General features: G+C 59.6%; 8 protein-coding genes, 3 tRNA genes and 2 rRNA genes. 3 read left to right on the top strand and 10 right to left on the bottom strand.

Annotated features, from left to right (window positions below):
• The first annotated feature begins 209 nt into the window (after positions 1 to 209).
• Positions 210 to 1,973, top strand: a complete 1,764-nt coding sequence (locus F550_RS0107500) for an autotransporter assembly complex protein TamA (protein ID WP_018147924.1) — start codon at positions 210 to 212, stop codon at positions 1,971 to 1,973.
• Positions 1,973 to 6,175, top strand: a complete 4,203-nt coding sequence (locus F550_RS0107505) for a translocation/assembly module TamB domain-containing protein (RefSeq protein ID WP_018147925.1) — start codon at positions 1,973 to 1,975, stop codon at positions 6,173 to 6,175. The genes F550_RS0107500 and F550_RS0107505 overlap by 1 nt, the downstream gene beginning before the upstream one ends.
• Here the strand turns inward: F550_RS0107505 and mmsB are convergent.
• The 4 genes from mmsB to F550_RS0107530 all read right to left on the bottom strand — a co-directional run bounded on the left by mmsB (position 6,172) and on the right by F550_RS0107530 (position 11,116).
• Entirely contained in the window at positions 6,172 to 7,062 is an 891-nt protein-coding gene (gene mmsB, locus F550_RS0107510) for a 3-hydroxyisobutyrate dehydrogenase (protein ID WP_018147926.1), read from the bottom strand. The two genes, F550_RS0107505 and mmsB, sit on opposite strands and share 4 nt — an antisense overlap.
• A gap of 15 nt (positions 7,063 to 7,077) precedes the next feature.
• Positions 7,078 to 8,103 (bottom strand): enoyl-CoA hydratase/isomerase family protein, encoded by a 1,026-nt coding sequence (locus F550_RS0107515; protein WP_018147927.1) that lies wholly within the window; start codon positions 8,101 to 8,103, stop codon positions 7,078 to 7,080.
• Positions 8,104 to 8,105: 2 nt separating this feature from the next.
• A complete protein-coding gene (locus tag F550_RS0107520; RefSeq protein WP_018147928.1) occupies positions 8,106 to 9,239 on the bottom strand; it encodes an acyl-CoA dehydrogenase family protein in 1,134 nt (377 codons plus the stop codon).
• Positions 9,240 to 9,619: 380 nt separating this feature from the next.
• Positions 9,620 to 11,116: a CoA-acylating methylmalonate-semialdehyde dehydrogenase gene (locus F550_RS0107530; RefSeq protein WP_026180637.1), complete on the bottom strand. Its 1,497-nt coding sequence runs from the start codon at positions 11,114 to 11,116 to the stop codon at positions 9,620 to 9,622.
• Positions 11,117 to 11,229: 113 nt separating this feature from the next.
• Between F550_RS0107530 and F550_RS0107535 the strand changes: the two genes are divergently transcribed.
• Positions 11,230 to 12,126 (top strand): LysR family transcriptional regulator, encoded by an 897-nt coding sequence (locus F550_RS0107535; protein WP_018147931.1) that lies wholly within the window; start codon positions 11,230 to 11,232, stop codon positions 12,124 to 12,126.
• A 5-nt stretch (positions 12,127 to 12,131) separates the two neighbouring features.
• On the opposite strand, the gene F550_RS0107540 is transcribed toward F550_RS0107535, so the two are convergent.
• The 6 genes from F550_RS0107540 to F550_RS0107565 form a co-directional block, all read right to left on the bottom strand.
• Positions 12,132 to 13,328, bottom strand: a complete 1,197-nt coding sequence (locus tag F550_RS0107540; protein WP_018147932.1) for an acyl-CoA dehydrogenase family protein — start codon at positions 13,326 to 13,328, stop codon at positions 12,132 to 12,134.
• Positions 13,329 to 13,448: 120 nt separating this feature from the next.
• A tRNA-Met gene (locus F550_RS0107545) sits at positions 13,449 to 13,525 on the bottom strand.
• Between the two features lie 176 nt (positions 13,526 to 13,701).
• Positions 13,702 to 13,816, bottom strand: a 5S ribosomal RNA gene (gene rrf, locus F550_RS0107550).
• A gap of 137 nt (positions 13,817 to 13,953) precedes the next feature.
• A 23S ribosomal RNA gene (locus F550_RS0107555) occupies positions 13,954 to 16,731 on the bottom strand.
• A gap of 298 nt (positions 16,732 to 17,029) precedes the next feature.
• Positions 17,030 to 17,105: transfer RNA gene (locus tag F550_RS0107560), tRNA-Ala, on the bottom strand.
• Positions 17,106 to 17,157: 52 nt separating this feature from the next.
• A tRNA-Ile gene (locus F550_RS0107565) sits at positions 17,158 to 17,234 on the bottom strand.
• Positions 17,235 to 17,301 lie beyond the last annotated feature (67 nt).

The following is a 17,301-nucleotide window of genomic DNA, read 5'->3' on the forward strand; positions in this document are numbered from 1 at the left end:
CGGCCCAGCAGAAGACCGCTGAGGGGTCAGGCGTTCGACCGACCTGTCTGAACTGTAAATTGCGCCATGAATGCAGAAACTTAACAAGACGGCGGACGTTGAATTCTCTCGCGCGCGAAATACCGCTTAAGGGCAGCCTCGTCGATTTTCCGGCGGGTCAGCTGCTGGCAGAATTTGCTGCGCTTTGCCGAACTGGCCGGGGATAAATAGTGTTTAGGATTTTAGCTCTCATCGTCGCCGCTCTGGCCGTTTCCGTCGCTGCTGCGGCGGACACCGTCGACGTGGAATTTGCGGGCGACCGGCCAGGCGATGAGCTTCGCGAAACCGTTCAGGACGCCCTGCCCGATGAAAACACGCCCAAGACGTCTCTTGAGGCGCGCCGGCAAGGCAGGCGCGCAGCCGATGCCGTCAGGAGCGCGCTGAACAGTCAAGGCTATTACGACCCCCAGATCGACCTTGCGGTTCTCGGCACCGACGCCCCAACCGCCCGTTTGAGGATTGATACCGGCCCGCGTTTTGCGCTGGCGAATGTGCGCGTTTCATTTCGCGGTGAGGCCCCGACCGAAGAAGACCAGGAAAAGATCCGCAATGACCTGCCGGTCAAAAGCGGCCGTCCCGCCATCCCGTCGAATGTCATTGATGCCGAACGGTGGATCGCCAACACGCTGCGCGAGGCTGGTTATCCCTATGCCGAAGTTGAAGAGCGCCGGGTCGTCGGTGACCGCGACGCCGAAACGCTCAGCGTCACCTATGAGACCACAGCCGGGCCGCGCGTCGTCTTTGGAGAGACGCGCTTTCCGACAGATGACATAAAAACCAAGGCAAGTTATCTGCGAAGGCTTGTTCCGTATGAGACGGGCGAGGTCTATGAGCCTGCCGAGCTGTCTCTGCTCAACACCCGGCTTGCCGAGACACGCATGTTTCGCGTCGCCCGGGCCTCCCTTGCATCCGAGCCGTCCGGGACCACGGAAAACGGCGATCAAATTCGTGATGTCGAGATTACGCTGACGGAACGTCCGCGCAATACGGTCGGGCTGGGCGGCAAGTATTCGACGAGCGAAGGCTTTGGCCTGAGTGCAGAACTCACGCGCCGCAATCTGACACGCCGCGGTGACGTGCTGAACGCCGATCTGACCATTGCAGAGCTTGAACAGTCACTCGAAGTCACGTGGCGCCGTCCGAATGAGTTTGGCTATGGCCGCGGGCTGATTTTCTCTGCGGGCATAAATAACGAGACCACAGACGCCTATGATCGTCAGGCGATATCCATCGGCGCCGGCTATGAGGTCGTGAAGGGCCCGGATTTCTCCTATTCCTACGGCGTGCAGGGCGAGATCACGAAAGAAGAAGACGAGTATGGTGAGCGAGACCTGCAGATCATCTCCGTCTATGCCGACGCGCGTCTTGATAAGACCGACAGCGTTCTGGACCCTCGTTCAGGCTGGCGCGCCAATGGGCGGGTCGAGCCGAGCTATGCGTTTGGCGATGATGTCAGCCCGTTCGTACGGTCTGTCGGACAGGTCAGTGCCTATGTCCCCTTCGATGATGACAGGCGCTTTGTCCTGGCTGGCCGGTTCAAGGCCGGTGCCGTGGTCGGCGCCGATGTCGAGAACCTGCCCGTCGACACACGCTTTTATTCCGGCGGCGGCGGCAGTGTGCGCGGCTATGCCTATCAGGCCATCGGCCCGCGCGCCGACGATGGCACGCCTCTCGGCGGCACGTCGGTTCTCGAAGCCTCGATAGAAGGGCGCTACGCCGTTCGACCCAATATCGGTGTCGTCGCCTTTCTTGATGCAGGGACTGTGTCGACCAACCAGTTCTCCGACTTCAGCGATGCGCGGTTTGGTGCAGGGATAGGCGTGCGCTACACCACGCCCGCCGGCCCGATCCGTCTCGACGTGGCCACCCCTCTGAACCCAACCGATTTTGATGATCCGGTCCAGATCTACATCTCGATCGGACAGGCCTTTTAATGAGTACAGTCCAATCCGACACAAATAATTCCGGCCACCAGCGGCGGCTGCGGAAGCGCATTCTGAAATGGACGCTGATCGTCCTTGGCGGCCTGCTCGCGCTGATTATCGCGTTGCTTCTGCTGCTGCGCTTTGCTGCGCAGTCAGGCCTTGGCCGCAATTTCGTGGAGACGCGAATTGAGGCGGCAGACCCTTCGGGCCAGGAGATCGAGGTTGAGGGCCTCAGCGGTGACCTCCTTGGCACATTCCGGATTGAGCGGCTGACCGTCGCCGATCAGGAGGGAGTCTGGCTCGTTGCAGAGAACGTCCTCGCCGACTGGAAGCCGTTGGCGCTACGCAAGCGTGCGCTGTCGATAGATGCGCTGGAAGCAGACCTTATTCATGTCATGCGCAGGCCGATCCTTCAAACTCCAGAGCGAGAGTCCTCCTCCGGCGGTTCGATGCCGCTGCGCGCAGGAGAACTTGGCAAACTGAGGGTGGGTGAGTTTCGCAGCGACGAAGGCGTGCTGCCGCGCGCGCTGTCTCTCAGCATCGATGCGCAAGGCCGTATTGGGCTGGATGGCGGACGCACGCTCATGGCGGTGGCGCCACTGGATGGGAATGGCGATGAGCTTTCAGCCGACCTTACCTGGTCTGATGATTTCCGCGTGCAGGGAAACCTGCTCCTTGATGGCCCCGCTGGCGGGCTTTTTGCCAGTCTTGCGCGGCTTGAACCCGATCAATCCATTTCGGTCTCGCTGGACGCAGATGGTGCGCTCAATGACTGGCAGGCCGATGCTGGCGTCGAAATCAACGATCAGTCGCTTCTGACGCTGGATGCCAATGCGCGCGGCCAGCTGATCAGCTTCCAGTCGAAGATCCATCCCGGCCTCCACCCCCTCACCCGCCAGATCGCCGACACGCTTGGTGAGACGCTTAGCATTGAGGGAGATCTCTTGCGAGAGCCATCCGGTCCGGTGCTCGATGTCACAGCACTTGCCGAGGGCCTCGAGCTGAGCGCGATGGCACGCCAGGCCGATGATGGCGGCTACCGCGCTGATCTCAGGCTCAACGTCTATAATCCGACACGCTACGCCGACGTCGAGAATGTCAGCATCAATGAGGCGATGCTCGACGGGGTGCTGGTCTATGCTGATAGCACGGCGCGGTTTGACGGCGATATCCGCGCCGCTGGCGTCGATGTCCCATCCTTTGCAGCGGATGCCGTCAGCGGGCCGATGACAGCCATCTATGGCGATAGCCAGGTTTCGGTTCGCACGACGCTGACGGCCGCGGGCGCCAACCTGCCGGGCATGACGGGCCAGATCGCGGGCCGGTCCCCCGTCCTTGTTCTCAACGCAGACTATGACATCGCCGGTAACACGATCGATCTACGAGAGACGATCCTCCGAGGGCGCGCTGGCCGCGTTTCGGCGCAGGGAAATATCTCACTCTCCCCGAAGCTTGGCGCTGGTGTCTCAGGCAGTTTCCAGCTTGATGGCGGGCAAGCCGGACTGGCGAGACCCGTCAATCTGTCTGGTAATTTTGAAGCGAATCGCGCGGGAAGCGGCGTGACGCAGTTTAATACGCGCATCTCCGCCAGCGAGCTTGGCACGCTTCCAGCGCCGGTCAGCGACTGGGCCGCAGAGACGGCTCTACTAAACGTCAGTGGCGCGCTGCAGGCCGACAATTCGGTTGATCTCAATCAGTTCTCACTCGAGAGCGGCACGCTGTCGCTGGGCGGCTCCGGGCGCCTCAGCAGCGAGCAGGCGATCTCGGCCTCGGCGCAATTGCAGGCGGGCGAAGCGACCGTCGCAGGCTACACACTCGACAGCCTGTCAGGGCGCGCGGACGTTTCCGGCACGCTCGACGCTATAAACTTTGTGGTCAATCTCAATGCGCCGGAACTGGCGGGCGAAAGCCTGACATTCACCGATGTCGACCTTGGCGCTGATGGCACTTATGGAGGCGGCACCCTCACAGCGAGCACAACGCTGAATGCGGGTACGACCAACGGGCCTCTGGATGTGGAAACAGGCCTCACCGTCAATGGGTCCGACTGGCAGGTCAGTGGTCTTGAGGCGAGCTGGGGACCGCTCACTGCAGATGCGGATCTCAGCGGGTCCGGCGGCGATGTGGGCGCGATCACCGGACAGGCGAATGTGCGAGGGGAGCTGCCTGACGGTCTCCCCGCCCGCCGGATAGATGCAAGCGCGAACATTCAGGGCGAGGCCCTCACCATCGATGCGACCCTGGAAGAGGTCGCGGCCGGGCCGACGCGGGCTGATGCGGTGGTGATCCGGGCGACAGGCACCCCGAACGATGCCGATTTCATTATCGAGATGGATGGCAGCACGGAACTCGACGGCCTTTCCTATCGCACGACGGTCAGTGTGGATGGCAATATACAAGGGCTGACCGCCGGAGCGACTGACCTCACCGCCTCGTTTGAGGCCGCACTCGGCGAGGTCACTCTCTCCACCCGCGAACCTCTTCAGTTTACCTCACATGATGATGGAATGGAGGTCTCTGCGGATCTCGCGGCGCTTGGCGGCGGGCTTACCACAACACTCACGACACGCGGCGACACGCAGATCCGGGTCAATGCCGATGGGCTCAGTCTCGCGCCGCTTCTCATCCTGGTTGGACGACCCGCGCTCGACGGCGCGCTTGATCTCAGTCTCGTCTTTGACGAAACGGCAGAGGGCGGGCTTGGCGGGCCCATCAATGCCGAGATGCGCGGGATCTCGCGGCCCGGCTCCGATATCGCCCCGGTCGACCTCTTTGTCAGCGGCGAGCTCACGCCGACGCTTCTCGACCTCGCCATCCGCGCGCTCGACAATGAAACGCTGGAAGCGCGCGCAAGCATCGACGTGCCGGTGAGAACGACCGCCGACGCGCCTTTCATCCGGCCTGTTGCCGGCGCGAGCATGCCATTCTCAGCCAATGCAAATGGCCAGATCGAGGCGATCGCGGCGCTTTTCATTCCGCCGCAAATGGTGCTGCAGGGCCGCGTGGACGCCGACCTCTCGGGTGAGCTGCCATCGCTCGACGAGTCCTTTTCAGGTAATGTCCGCTTCAGTGACGGCGTCTTCGAGCATGGCGACCTTGGCATGGTGCTGAACCAGATCTCAGCAGATGCACAGCTTGGCGGCGGACTTGTCACGCTGGACACATTCAGTGCGCGTGGCCGGGCCGGCGGATCGCTTAGCGGCAGCGGCTCCATGGCTATTGATGGCTCCGGGCGCAGCGATGTCGAGATCCGCGCCGACAGGCTCGTCGTCACCGAACGGCGCGAAGGCTCGGCCACCGTCAGTGGGACGCTCTCGCTCAATCAACAGCCTGACCTGTTCGAGGTTACTGGCGATCTCACGGTCGATGAAGGCGCGATCGATCTCGATAATCTGCCGCAGGGCGGTCCACCGACGCTCGATGTCTCATTCCGCCAGCCCGATGATGAGGAAGACGAAGAAGAGGATGAAGGATCGGTCACACGGCTCGACATCAGCCTCAACGCGCCGGGCCGTATCGATATTAGCGGACGAGGCGTGAACGCTGAGCTCGCGCTGGACGCCGACATTGAAGGCACGATCGGGAGCCCGGTCATCACCGGGGAGGCAGAGATTGTGCGTGGCCGTTTTGATCTGATCGGCAAGCGGTTCGAATTCCGCGAAAGCACCGTCCGTCTGACACAGGAGCTTGGCGATTCCCGCCTTTCCATTCAGGCCGTTCACGAGACCCGCGACGATATTACGGCAATCCTGAACGTGATCGGCACCGTGTCGCGTCCGGAGATCGAGTTGACGTCAGAACCTGTCCTGCCCGAGGATGAGGTTTTGTCCCGCGTCCTCTTCGGCCGCTCCCCAACGCAGCTGACAGCGCTTGAAACAGCCCGTCTCGCAGCGGCCCTTGCGCAGCTTTCAGGCGGCGGCGGATTTGACCTCCTCGGCGGGATCGAACAGGCGCTCGGCCTCGATACGTTCGATGTCGGCAGCGGTACCGGCGGCGGCGTCGAAGTGACCAGCGGCAAGTATCTGACCGAGGACGTCTATCTGGAAGTTCGCTCAGGCGCGGCCGGTGCGCCCGGCGTCGCGGTCGAGTGGGAGCCGATCGAGAATATCGAGATCGAAGCGGCCACCAATACGGGTGAGGATCAGGGGCAGGAACTCTCGATCCAGTGGACGCGGGATTTCGATGATCCGGGTAGCGGCAAGAAGGACTAGAGCTCGCCCTTGAGACGGCGCATGACGCCGGAAAAGTCGATATCGCCGAAGCCGTCTTCATCAAGCTTTGAGTAAATCTGCTGGGCATGATTGCCGAGCGGCGTATCGGCGCCGACATCATCGCCTGCGCCCATGGCAAGCCGCAGATCCTTCAGCATCATCGCGACTGCGAAGCCTGGCTGATAGCCGCGGTTCGATGGTGCGGTCGGGACAGGTCCTGGCGCAGGGCAATAGCTCGTCATCGACCAGCACTGACCGGACGCAGTGGAAGAAATGTCGAAGAAAGTCTGCGCATCAAGGCCGAGCTTTTCGGCCAGATTGAACGCCTCGCAGGTACCGATCATGGAAATGCCAAGCAGCATGTTATTGGCGATCTTGGCAACCTGACCATTGCCGGGGTCGCCCGCGTGAAAAACGTTCTTGCCCATGACATCGAGAACCCGCTTTGCCTTCTCGAACCCGTCCTTGGGGCCACCCACCATGAAGGTCAGCGTGCCCGCCTCTGCAGCGGCGACGCCGCCCGAGACCGGCGCATCCATATAGGAAAAGCCAGCTTCAGCGGCTTTCCCGGCAGCATCGCGCGCCTCTTCGACGGCGATGGTTGAACAGTCGAGGAAGAGCGTGCCCGGCTTTGCATGTGCCGTCACACCATCCTCACTGAAATAGACCTGATGGACATGCTTGCCGGCTGGCAGCATGGACACCACGACGTCGACATCGCTCACCGCCTCGCCGACAGTGGCGGCAGCTTTTGCCCCTGCCGCGACAGCGGCTTTCACCGCATCTGCGTTAAGATCGAAGCCGTGCACCTCATGTCCCGCCTTGGCGAGGTTCGCGCACATGCCTGAGCCCATATTGCCAAGGCCAATGAATGCAATCTTCGTCATGGTGAGGTCTCCTCCCTAGAGAAATGTAAGCTCGTCTGCCCCTAGCGGCGCGAAGAAGCTGTCGACCAGCTTCTCATCCACTGAGGCCAGATCGGCCGGGACCCATTTGGGGTCATTATCGCGGTCCACGAGGACGGCGCGCACGCCTTCGATGAAATTCTCGGTACAGACCATGCGGGACCCGATCCGGTACTCCATCTTCATATTCTCGCGGAAATCGTTCAGTTTGCCGCCCTCGCACAGCTGGCGATGCGCGACTTTCAGCGTGAGCGGTGATTTTGTCTTCAGCGTCTCGGCCTGTTTCTGCGCCCATTCGCTGCCTGCTTCGAGGCAGGAGATGATCTCCTCGACCGTGTCCGTGCCAAAGCAGTCATCGATCTCAGACTGGTGCTCAGCGAAGCTGCCTTCTGCGGACTGTTCCAAGCCATCGAGAGCGGAGAGGCCCTGTTCTGCCAGTATTGCTGCAAGACCCGTCGCATCCTCAACGAAATGCGTCGCGACACCCGCGGCGAGCACATCCTTGCCCTTGAGGCGCGCGCCCGTGAGCGCCAGCCACTGGCCCAGTTCACCGCCCAGACGCGGCAGGAACCAGCCGCCGCCGACATCAGGGAAAAGGCCAATGCCGCTTTCGGGCATGGCAAAGGTCGTGTTAGGCGTTGCGACGCGCACATCGCCGTGCACGGAGATACCGACACCGCCGCCCATTGTGACGCCATCCTGGATGGCGACGTAGGGCTTCGGGTATTCCGCGATCAGCGTGTTGAGGCGGTACTCAGCCGCGAAGAAAGCCTGCGCCTCCTTGCCGTCGGCCTTGCCGGAATCCTGCAGCATGCGGATGTCACCGCCTGCGCAGAATCCGCGCGTATCCTCGAGATGGTCGACAATGACCAGCTCGACCGCATCATCATCCCGCCAGGCCAGCAGCGCCTCGATCATCAGATCGCACATTTCCTGATTGAGGGAATGGAGCGCCTTCGGGCGGTTCAGCGTGATCCGCCCTGCCCGGCCCTCTTTGCGGGCGATAATGACTCGATCGCTCATACCTAGCCTTTCATCATTTCACGCGCGACGATGACGCGCATGATTTCATTTGTGCCTTCAAGGATCTGGTGGACGCGAAGGTCACGCACGATGCGCTCGACTTCATAGTCGCCGAGATAGCCGTAACCGCCGTGCAGCTGAAGCGCGTCATTGGCGACCTTGGAGGAGGTATCCGTCACGAAGCGCTTTGCCATGGCGCAGAACTTGGTCGCGTCGGGCGTCTTCTTGTCGAGCTTGGTGGCGGCCTCATAGAGAAGCGCGCGGGCGGCCGCGAGCTCTGTTTCCATATCGGCGAGTTTAAACTGCGTTGCCTGAAACTCGATGATAGCGCGGCCAAATTGCTGGCGCTCCTGCACATAGGCAAAGGCGCGGTCCAGCGCGTCCTGCGCGCCGCCGAGCGCGCACGCCGCAATGTTGAGGCGCCCGCCATCGAGGCCGGCCATGGCGAATTTGAAGCCATGCCCCTCGTCGCCAACGCGGTTCGTCGCCGGGATACGGCAGTCATCGAAATTGACCATGGCGGTCGGCTGGGCGCGCCAGCCCATCTTGTCTTCGTGCTTGCCGAAAGAGAGGCCCGGCGCATCCTTGTCGACGATGAAGGTCGAGACGCCCTTGGCGCCGCCATCATCGGTGCGCGCCATGACGACGTAGACATCTGAAAAACCAGCACCGGAAATGAACACCTTGGCGCCGTTGAGGACGTATTCATCGCCCTCCAGCTTTGCCTGTGTCTTGAGGCTGGCAGCATCGGAGCCTGCGCCCGGTTCGGTGAGGCAGTAGGAGGCAATCAGCTCTGTGGCTGTGAGGCGCGGGACATATTTCGCGCGCAGCTGGTCATGGGCGAAACTGTCGATCATCCATGTCGCCATGTTGTGGATCGACAGGAAGGCCGCATGGCTGATGTCGCCGCGCGAAAGCTGTTCGAAGATCAGCGCCGCATCGAGCCGCGTCAGGCCAGAGCCGCCATGCTCTTCGGTCGTGTAGATGCCGCCAAAGCCAAGCTCTCCAAGCGCTTCCAGCTTGGCGCGATCAAGATTGCCTTCCTTGTCCCAGCGCGCCGCGTTGGGCCGCAGCTCCTTCATGGCGAACCCCTTCGCCATGTCGGAAATCATCGTCTGTTCTTCAGTGAGGATCATCTTGCATCCTGCCAGTTATTTAATGTTCAAATCGATGGGGCCCTACGTACATAGTGCGCGAATTAGCTACCTGTAGCCTTCGACAAGTTCCAGAGTTCGGTCCGCGCAGGAGAAGTGATACATGCCTCCCCCGCCCCGAATTGATTGATCAGGCACCATCTCAACAATTGCCTCGCCTCCGGAAAATTCAGAACGAACTGTCCAGTCTCCCCGATAGTCAGACGGCACCATTGCCTTCGACTCGTTGAGCTCGGCATCAACTGATTGTGCCAAGCCGCGAAGGCATTGCGCCTGCCAGCTCGACACCTCACCATCCGAACAGGCAACGATCAACGACGAGACCAGAAGCATCGAAAGACCGAACGACTTCAAGCTGCGCCCTACTGCATCGTCGGGATGATGAAAGCCTGATCGCCAACATCACCTTCCGGCCAGCGCTGGGTGACGGTCTTGATCTTGGTCCAGAACTTTACGCCTTCTGGGCCGTGCTGGTTGGTGTCACCAAAGGCCGAGCGCTTCCAGCCGCCGAAGGTATGATAGCTGACCGGCACCGGGATCGGCACATTGATGCCGACCATGCCGACATTGACCTGCGCGGCAAACTCACGCGCGGCGCGGCCATTCGAGGTGAAGATCGCGACGCCATTGCCATACTGGTGATTGCTTGGCAGGGCCGCAGCTTCTTCGAGTGTCTCGGCGCGCATGACCTGGAGCACCGGGCCGAAAATCTCTTCCTTGTAGGTGCGCATGTCGGGCTTCACATGATCAAACAGGCTTGGACCGACAAAGAAGCCATTCTCATGGCCCTGAAGCGTGTGACCGCGGCCGTCGAGTTTCAGCTCAGCGCCTTCCTCGACACCCATGCGGATATAGTCCTCGACCTTCGCCTTGTGCGCGGCGGAGACGACGGGGCCATAATGAGCCTCAGCATCGGTTGAGATACCAACTTTCAGGTTCTGCGCCGCTTCCAGCATGCGCTCAACGAACTCGTCACCTGTCTTCTTGCCAACGGTGACTGCCACCGGCAGCGCCATGCAGCGTTCGCCAGCCGAGCCATAGGCTGCGCCGACAATGTCCTTCACCGCCTGCTCCATATTGCAGTCAGGCATGATAATGCCGTGGTTCTTCGCCCCGCCCATGGCCTGGACGCGCTTGCCGTGCGCCGTGCCGGTTGAATAGACATACTGGGCAATATCGGATGAGCCGACGAAGCTGACGGCCTTGATGTCGGGGTGTTTGAGGATGGCGTCGACCGACATCTTGTCGCCGTGGACGACGTTCAGCACGCCTTCGGGCGCACCGGCTTCAAGGAAGAGTTCGGCAAGACGAACCGGTACGGACGGATCCTTCTCCGAAGGCTTCAGCACGAATGTGTTGCCGCAGGCGATCGCGACGGCAAACATCCAACAGGGGATCATTGCCGGAAAGTTGAACGGGGTAATACCGGCGCAGACACCGAGGGGCTGGCGCATGGAATAGACATCAATGCCGGGGCCAGCGCCCTCTGTATACTCACCCTTCTGAAGGTGCGGGATGCCGCAGGCAAACTCGACCACATCGATACCGCGCTGGACGTCGCCCTTGGAGTCGGCAACGACCTTACCGTGCTCGGACGAAAGGAGCTCAGCCAGCTCGTCGATGTTCTGCTCCAGCAGGTCCTTGAACTTGAAGAGAATACGCGCGCGGCGCTGTGGGTTGGTTGCCGCCCATTCCGGAAGCGCGGCCTTGGCGGCCTCGACGGCGGCGTCGACCTCTGCGTCATTGGCGAGGCCAACCTGCGCCTGCACCTCCCCTGTATTCGGATTATAGATATCCCCGAAACGGCCTGAGCCGGACTTTACGGTCTTGCCTGCAATAAAATGGTCAACGCTGCGCATCTGGCTTTCTCCCATAATTCTTTTGTTGGTCCCTGTTTATCTCTGGCGCGCACGCAGTTAAACACGCACAGATGCAGGCTTAACCTGCAATATTGCAGCCTCAAGGCCCTCGAATGAATTGGGACGACCTCAAACTCCTCCTTGAGATAAGCCGTCATTCGAAATTGTCAGACGCTGCTGCGCGGACGGGCCTCGATGCGACAACGGTCGGGCGGCGCCTGCGGCGGCTTGAGGCAGATCTTGGCCTGTCGCTGTTTGAGCGCACGCGGCGGGGCCATGTCCTGACCTCTGCCGGCGAAGAGATTGTCGCCAAGGCCGAAGCGATCGAGCAGTCTGCCCTGGAGATTTATGCGCAGGCCGATACGGGCGGGATGGAAGCAAGCGGGCGCGTGCGCCTTGGCGTCACTGAAGGGCTCGCCAACAGCCTGATCGCACCGACGCTGGCGGGTTTTCGGGACAAGTATCCAGCGATCGCACTCGACCTCATCGCGATGTCAGGATTTGCAAGCGTGCCCAAGCGCGAAGCTGATATGGCGATCATGCTGGCCCGCCCGACCTCGGGGCGCCTCAAAGTGCGCAAGCTGTCCGACTATGCCCTTTACCTGTTCGCCAGCCCTGACTATCTCGCACGTAGGGGGACACCGCGCACGCCGCAGAATCTGTCGGATCACACCCTTATCGGCTATGTCGACGATCTCATCTATTCGCCGCAATTGCGCTATCACGCAGAGATCGCGCCGGACCTCTCCCTGCAATATTGCAGCCCCTCCATCATTGCGCAGCTACAGATGGCGCGCGCCGGGCTTGGGATTGCCGTCCTGCCGAACTTCATGGCAGCGCGGGACAAGGCGCTTCAACCGGTTCTGAAAGACAAGGTTCGGGTCCAGCGCAGCTTCTGGCTAAGCCTTCATGAGGACCTTGCCCCGCTCGCGCGCATTCGGGCGCTCAGCGACTTTCTGGCCGAGCTTTTCGAAACAAATAGGGATCTGGTCCTGCCCAGCGAACTTTAAGCGCGTCAGAGCATAGCGGTATCGGCCGGCTGGCCGAGAAATAGCCGCCCCGTCGTCTCCCAGGTCGATGCGCCAACCATTATATGCTGGGTGGCGACATGGACATCACGGAACCGGCGCTGAATGGGCGACTGGCTGTATACGGCGGTGCCGCCTGCAAGCTCATAGATCCTGTCGACGGCGCGCTTTGCCGATTGCACCGCGCTGGTCGTCGCAAGGCGAAGATCGCGGCGGGTGTCGATACTGACGGGACCTTCAAGTGCCGCGGCCCAGGCCGCTTCAATCGCTTCATAGAAAAACGCCCGACCCTGGCGGATATCAGCCTCTGCCAGGGCTACATCGCGGTGGGTAAGGGCTTTCTCGGCGAGCGTCTTGCGGCTGCCAGACGGTTTCTTGGCGCCAGCAAGGTCATAGAAATCCTCTAGCGCACCGCGCGCGGCGCCGAGAGCAACAGAAGCGATCCCGATCGCCAGCAGGCCAAAGGCTGGGAACCGGAAGATCGCCTCATCCTGACGCGTCCGGCCAAAGCCCCTCGTCACACGGTCCGCCGGAACGAAGGCATCGCGGACTTCAAAATCTGTCGAGCCGGTCCCTTTGAGACCCGTGACATGCCAGGTATCGATAAAATGGAGCTGGTCAGCGGCAAAGATTGGCGCCAGCTGGATGGGTCCGCCCTTGTCGGACATGACGAGCTCGCCATCCTTATTTGCAAGAAAGCAGCCGCCGCTCACCCAGTCAGCATTCTGACTTCCAGAGCCCCACGCCCAGCGACCATTGACGCGATAGCCTCTCACGCCGTCCTGTTCTGCCTCAACCGCACGCCCCATCGGCGCGAAGACCCCAGCCGTAATGACGCCGGGGGCATTCAGCAGCTGCCGGACGCTCTCGCTTTCAGAGAAAGCCATGCCCAAAGCGGCCGTGGTCGCGATGAAACTACACCAGGCCGGCGCCGCATCACCTTGCGCAAGTGCCTCTATTGCAGCGGCATAATCAACAGGAGACACGGCCGCGCCCCCATCGACCAGTGGGTTGCACATGGCGTAAAAGCCGGACCGCGAAAGCTCATCGGCAAGGTCCTGAGGCAGCTTTCGGCCTACCTCAGCTTCGTCCGCGCGTTCGCCCAGCACGGTCTGGAGGCCGCGCGCCTTCTCGGCGAGGTTTTCCTGTCCGGAAATCTGCGCATGATTTGAATCTGCGGCCATCTCTTTCCTCCGTTTTTCGAAAGCATACAGGAAGAGACGGGTGTTCCGAAGAGAAAGCGGACAATGGAAAAAATTATGAGCCGGAATCAAAAAAGCCCCTGACCGAAATCAGGGGCTTATTGGGTGCGGGAGTAGGATTTGAACCTACGACCTTCAGGTTATGAGCCTGACGAGCTACCGGACTGCTCCATCCCGCGTCAGCTTCTTGTCAGAACCGAAACTCTCGGCCCTGAAAACACAAATCCGGCCACTGGGGCCGGACTGCGTCGTGAACCGGCTTTAGGCGGCCGGCCACGCTCCGCCCGGAGGCGGTAAATGTAAGGAAAAGACCTGTCTGCAAGTTATTTGTTTTACGCTTCGCCCATTTCAGCGGACCCGGCAGCGACTTACTCTCCCACGCCTTAAGACGCAGTACCATCAGCGCAAGGGGACTTAACGACCGAGTTCGGAATGGGATCGGGTGTGGAACCCCCGCCATAACCACCGGGTCGGCAGAAATGGGCAAGGCGCAAAAACCAACATGTCACTTGTGCTCACTATGGAGCATGTACCACTTTTTATCAGAGGTGTTTTGATCTGAAAACTTCAAGCGGTGGTGCATTCACCACCGCACACGAAGCTTCGCAAGATCAAGCCTATCGAGCAATTAGTACTGGTTAGCTCCACGCCTCGCGGCGCGTCCACACCCAGCCTATCGACGTCGTCGTCTACGACGGCTCTCAAGGGAAACCTGGTTTTGAGGTGGGTTTCTCGCTTAGATGCATTCAGCGATTATCCCGTCCATACATAGCTACCCTGCTGCGCGGCTGGCGCCACGACAGGTCCACCAGAGGTATGTCCATCCCGGTCCTCTCGTACTAAGGACAGATCCTCTCAAGTTTCCAACACCCACGGCAGATAGGGACCAAACTGTCTCACGACGTTCTGAACCCAGCTCACGTACCACTTTAATCGGCGAACAGCCGAACCCTTGGGACCTGCTCCAGCCCCAGGATGTGATGAGCCGACATCGAGGTGCCAAACGATGCCGTCGATATGGACTCTTGGGCATCATCAGCCTGTTATCCCCGGAGTACCTTTTATTCGTTGAGCGATGGCCCTTCCACTCGGGACCACCGGATCACTATGACCGACTTTCGTCTCTGCTCGAGTTGTCACTCTCGCAGTCAGGCAAGCTTATGCCATTGCACTCAACAGACGATGTCCGACCGTCTTGAGCTTACCATCGCGCGCCTCCGTTACTCTTTAGGAGGCGACCGCCCCAGTCAAACTGCCCACCATGCTGGGTCCCGTCCCCATCCAGGGGAGCGGTTAGACATCACAAAGAGTAAGGGTGGTATTTCAAGGACGGCTCCACTCAGACTAGCGCCCAAGCTTCAAAGCCTCCCACCTATCCTACACATACACTTTATGATGCCACAGCAAAGCTGCAGTAAAGGTTCACAGGGTCTTTCCGTCTGACCGCGGGTACCCCGCATCTTCACGGGGAATTCAATTTCGCTGAGTCGATGCTGGAGACAGTGGGGAAGTCGTTACGCCATTCGTGCAGGTCGGAACTTACCCGACAAGGAATTTCGCTACCTTAGGACCGTTATAGTTACGGCCGCCGTTCACCGGGGCTTCAATTCGGAGCTTGCACTCCTCCTTTTAACCTTCCGGCACCGGGCAGGCGTCAGACTGTATACGTCGCCTTACGGCTTCGCACAGCCCTGTGTTTTTGATAAACAGTCGCAACCCCCTGGTCTGTGCCCCTCATAGCTGGTTGCCCAGTATGAGGCCTCCTTCTCCCGAAGTTACGGAGGTAATTTGCCGAGTTCCTTCAGCATCGTTCTCTCAAGCGCCTTGGCATGCTCTGCCTGTCCACCTGTGTCGGTTTAGGGTACGGTCTTGCGGGAGGGCTATTTCCAGGGACTTCCAGGCCGCCTTTCCAATCCAATAAGGAAAGACAACTTTCGAAATCCGTCACACACTCCCAGGCCACAGAATATTAACTGTGTTCCCATCGACTACGCCTTTCGGCCTCGCCTTAGGGGCCGGCTAACCCTGCGCAGATTAGCTTTACGCAGGAACCCTTGGACTTTCGGCGAGCGGGTCTCTCACCCGCTTTATCGCTACTCATGTCAGCATTCTCACTTCTGATACCTCCAGCATCCCTCACAGGACACCTTCACAGGCTTACAGAACGCTCCGCTACCGCTCCAATGGAGCCCACGATTTCGGTATATAGCTTTAGCCCCGTTACATTTTCGGCGCAGGGTCGCTTGATGAGTGAGCTGTTACGCTTTCTTTAAAGGATGGCTGCTTCTAAGCCAACCTCCTCATTGTCTAAGCAACCCCACATCCTTTCACACTTAGCTATAATTTGGGGACCTTAATCGGTGGTCAGGGTTGTTTCCCTCTTCACCACGGACGTTAGCACCCGTGGTGTGTCTGCCATGCATAACTTCCTGGTATTCGGAGTTTGGTAAGATTTGGTAAGCCGGTGAGGCCCCCTAGTCCATCCAGTGCTCTACCCCCAGGAGTCTTAATCATGACGCTCTACCTAAATAGATTTCGCGGAGAACCAGCTATCAGCAGATTTGATTGGCCTTTCACCCCTAGGCACAAGTCATCCGAGTATTTTTCAACATACAACGGTTCGGCCCTCCAGTGGGTGTTACCCCACCTTCAGCCTGCTCATGCATAGATCATCTGCCTTCGGGTCTAATGCTACGTACTCAGTCGCCCTATTCAGACTCGCTTTCGCTACGCCTACACCTAACGGCTTAAGCTTGCACGCAACACTAAGTCGCTGACCCATTATACAAAAGGTACGGTGTCACTCCGAAGAGCTCCACCTGCTTGTAGGCATCCGGTTTCAGGTACTATTTCACTCCCCTCGTCGGGGTGCTTTTCATCTTTCCCTCACGGTACTAGTTCACTATCGGTCGGTAAGGAGTACTTAGGCTTGGAGGGTGGTCCCCCCATGTTCAGACAGGATTTCACGTGTCCCGCCCTACTCTAAACGGTCTTCATTTTACGGATACGGGACTATCACCCACTACGGTTGAGCTTCCCAGCTCATTCTCCTTATTTCAGACCAGGCCTGGTCCGCGTTCGCTCGCCACTACTAACGGAGTCTCAATTGATGTCCTTTCCTCCGGGTACTTAGATGTTTCAATTCCCCGGGTTTGCTTTTCAACACCTATGTATTCAGTGTGAAATACCTCACTAGTGAAATGAAAGACCAAAAGCTGACGCGAACGCCAGCCTGTAGTCTCCCATCTCGGAGGTGGGTTTCCCCATTCGGAAATCACGGGATCAAAGGGTGCTCTCGCCTCCCCCGTGCTTATCGCAGAGTGCCACGTCCTTCATCGCCTCTTACCGCCAAGACATCCCCCGGATGCCCTTTTGACGCTTGATCTCATTCGAAACTCGTGTGCGGAGGTGAATGCACGAGAACGTGCATCACATATCCGCTCACAATTTCAGATCAGACATGTTGGTTTCTTGCAGACTGACCCTTTGGCGCAGGCTTTTTATGTCACACTCCGGTGACACCCGCGTTGTTCGGCTGAAGCTGGCATCACCAGACCCAATTTGGGTCGAGCGGCAATGCTAGCCGGATCAGTCTTTCCCTTACGATTTACAAACATCCCGGACACGAGGTCCGGAAACTTAGATCTTCTTTCATTCGCTTTACTGCGCACACCACTCAAGAATGGTGGAGCCTAGCGGGATCGAACCGCTGACCTCCTGAATGCAAATCAGGCGCTCTCCCAGCTGAGCTAAGGCCCCAAAACCAGTCTTTAAGCTTCGGCATAGGGCCCGGCGCACTCCCTCTGGGTCGTGGTGGGCCGAGATGGAGTTGAACCATCGACCTCACGCTTATCAGGCGTGCGCTCTAACCACCTGAGCTACCGGCCCTTTTACCAGGACCCGGGGGCTCGCTGAACTATGCCGTCCAGCTGGCCGGCACGGCGAATGAAGGAAG

It is taken from the genome of Henriciella marina DSM 19595 (genome assembly GCF_000376805.1).
In the GTDB taxonomy this organism is placed as follows: Bacteria; Pseudomonadota; Alphaproteobacteria; order Caulobacterales; family Hyphomonadaceae; genus Henriciella; species Henriciella marina.

Coding starts and splice junctions, on each gene's coding strand:
- F550_RS0107505 (WP_018147925.1), top strand. CDS start 1,973: ATGAGTACAGTCCAATCCGACACAAATAATTCCGGCCACCAGCGGCGG.
- mmsB (WP_018147926.1), bottom strand. CDS start 7,062: ATGACGAAGATTGCATTCATTGGCCTTGGCAATATGGGCTCAGGCATG.
- F550_RS0107515 (WP_018147927.1), bottom strand. CDS start 8,103: ATGAGCGATCGAGTCATTATCGCCCGCAAAGAGGGCCGGGCAGGGCGG.
- F550_RS0107520 (WP_018147928.1), bottom strand. CDS start 9,239: ATGATCCTCACTGAAGAACAGACGATGATTTCCGACATGGCGAAGGGG.
- F550_RS0107530 (WP_026180637.1), bottom strand. CDS start 11,116: ATGCGCAGCGTTGACCATTTTATTGCAGGCAAGACCGTAAAGTCCGGC.
- F550_RS0107535 (WP_018147931.1), top strand. CDS start 11,230: ATGAATTGGGACGACCTCAAACTCCTCCTTGAGATAAGCCGTCATTCG.
- F550_RS0107540 (WP_018147932.1), bottom strand. CDS start 13,328: ATGGCCGCAGATTCAAATCATGCGCAGATTTCCGGACAGGAAAACCTC.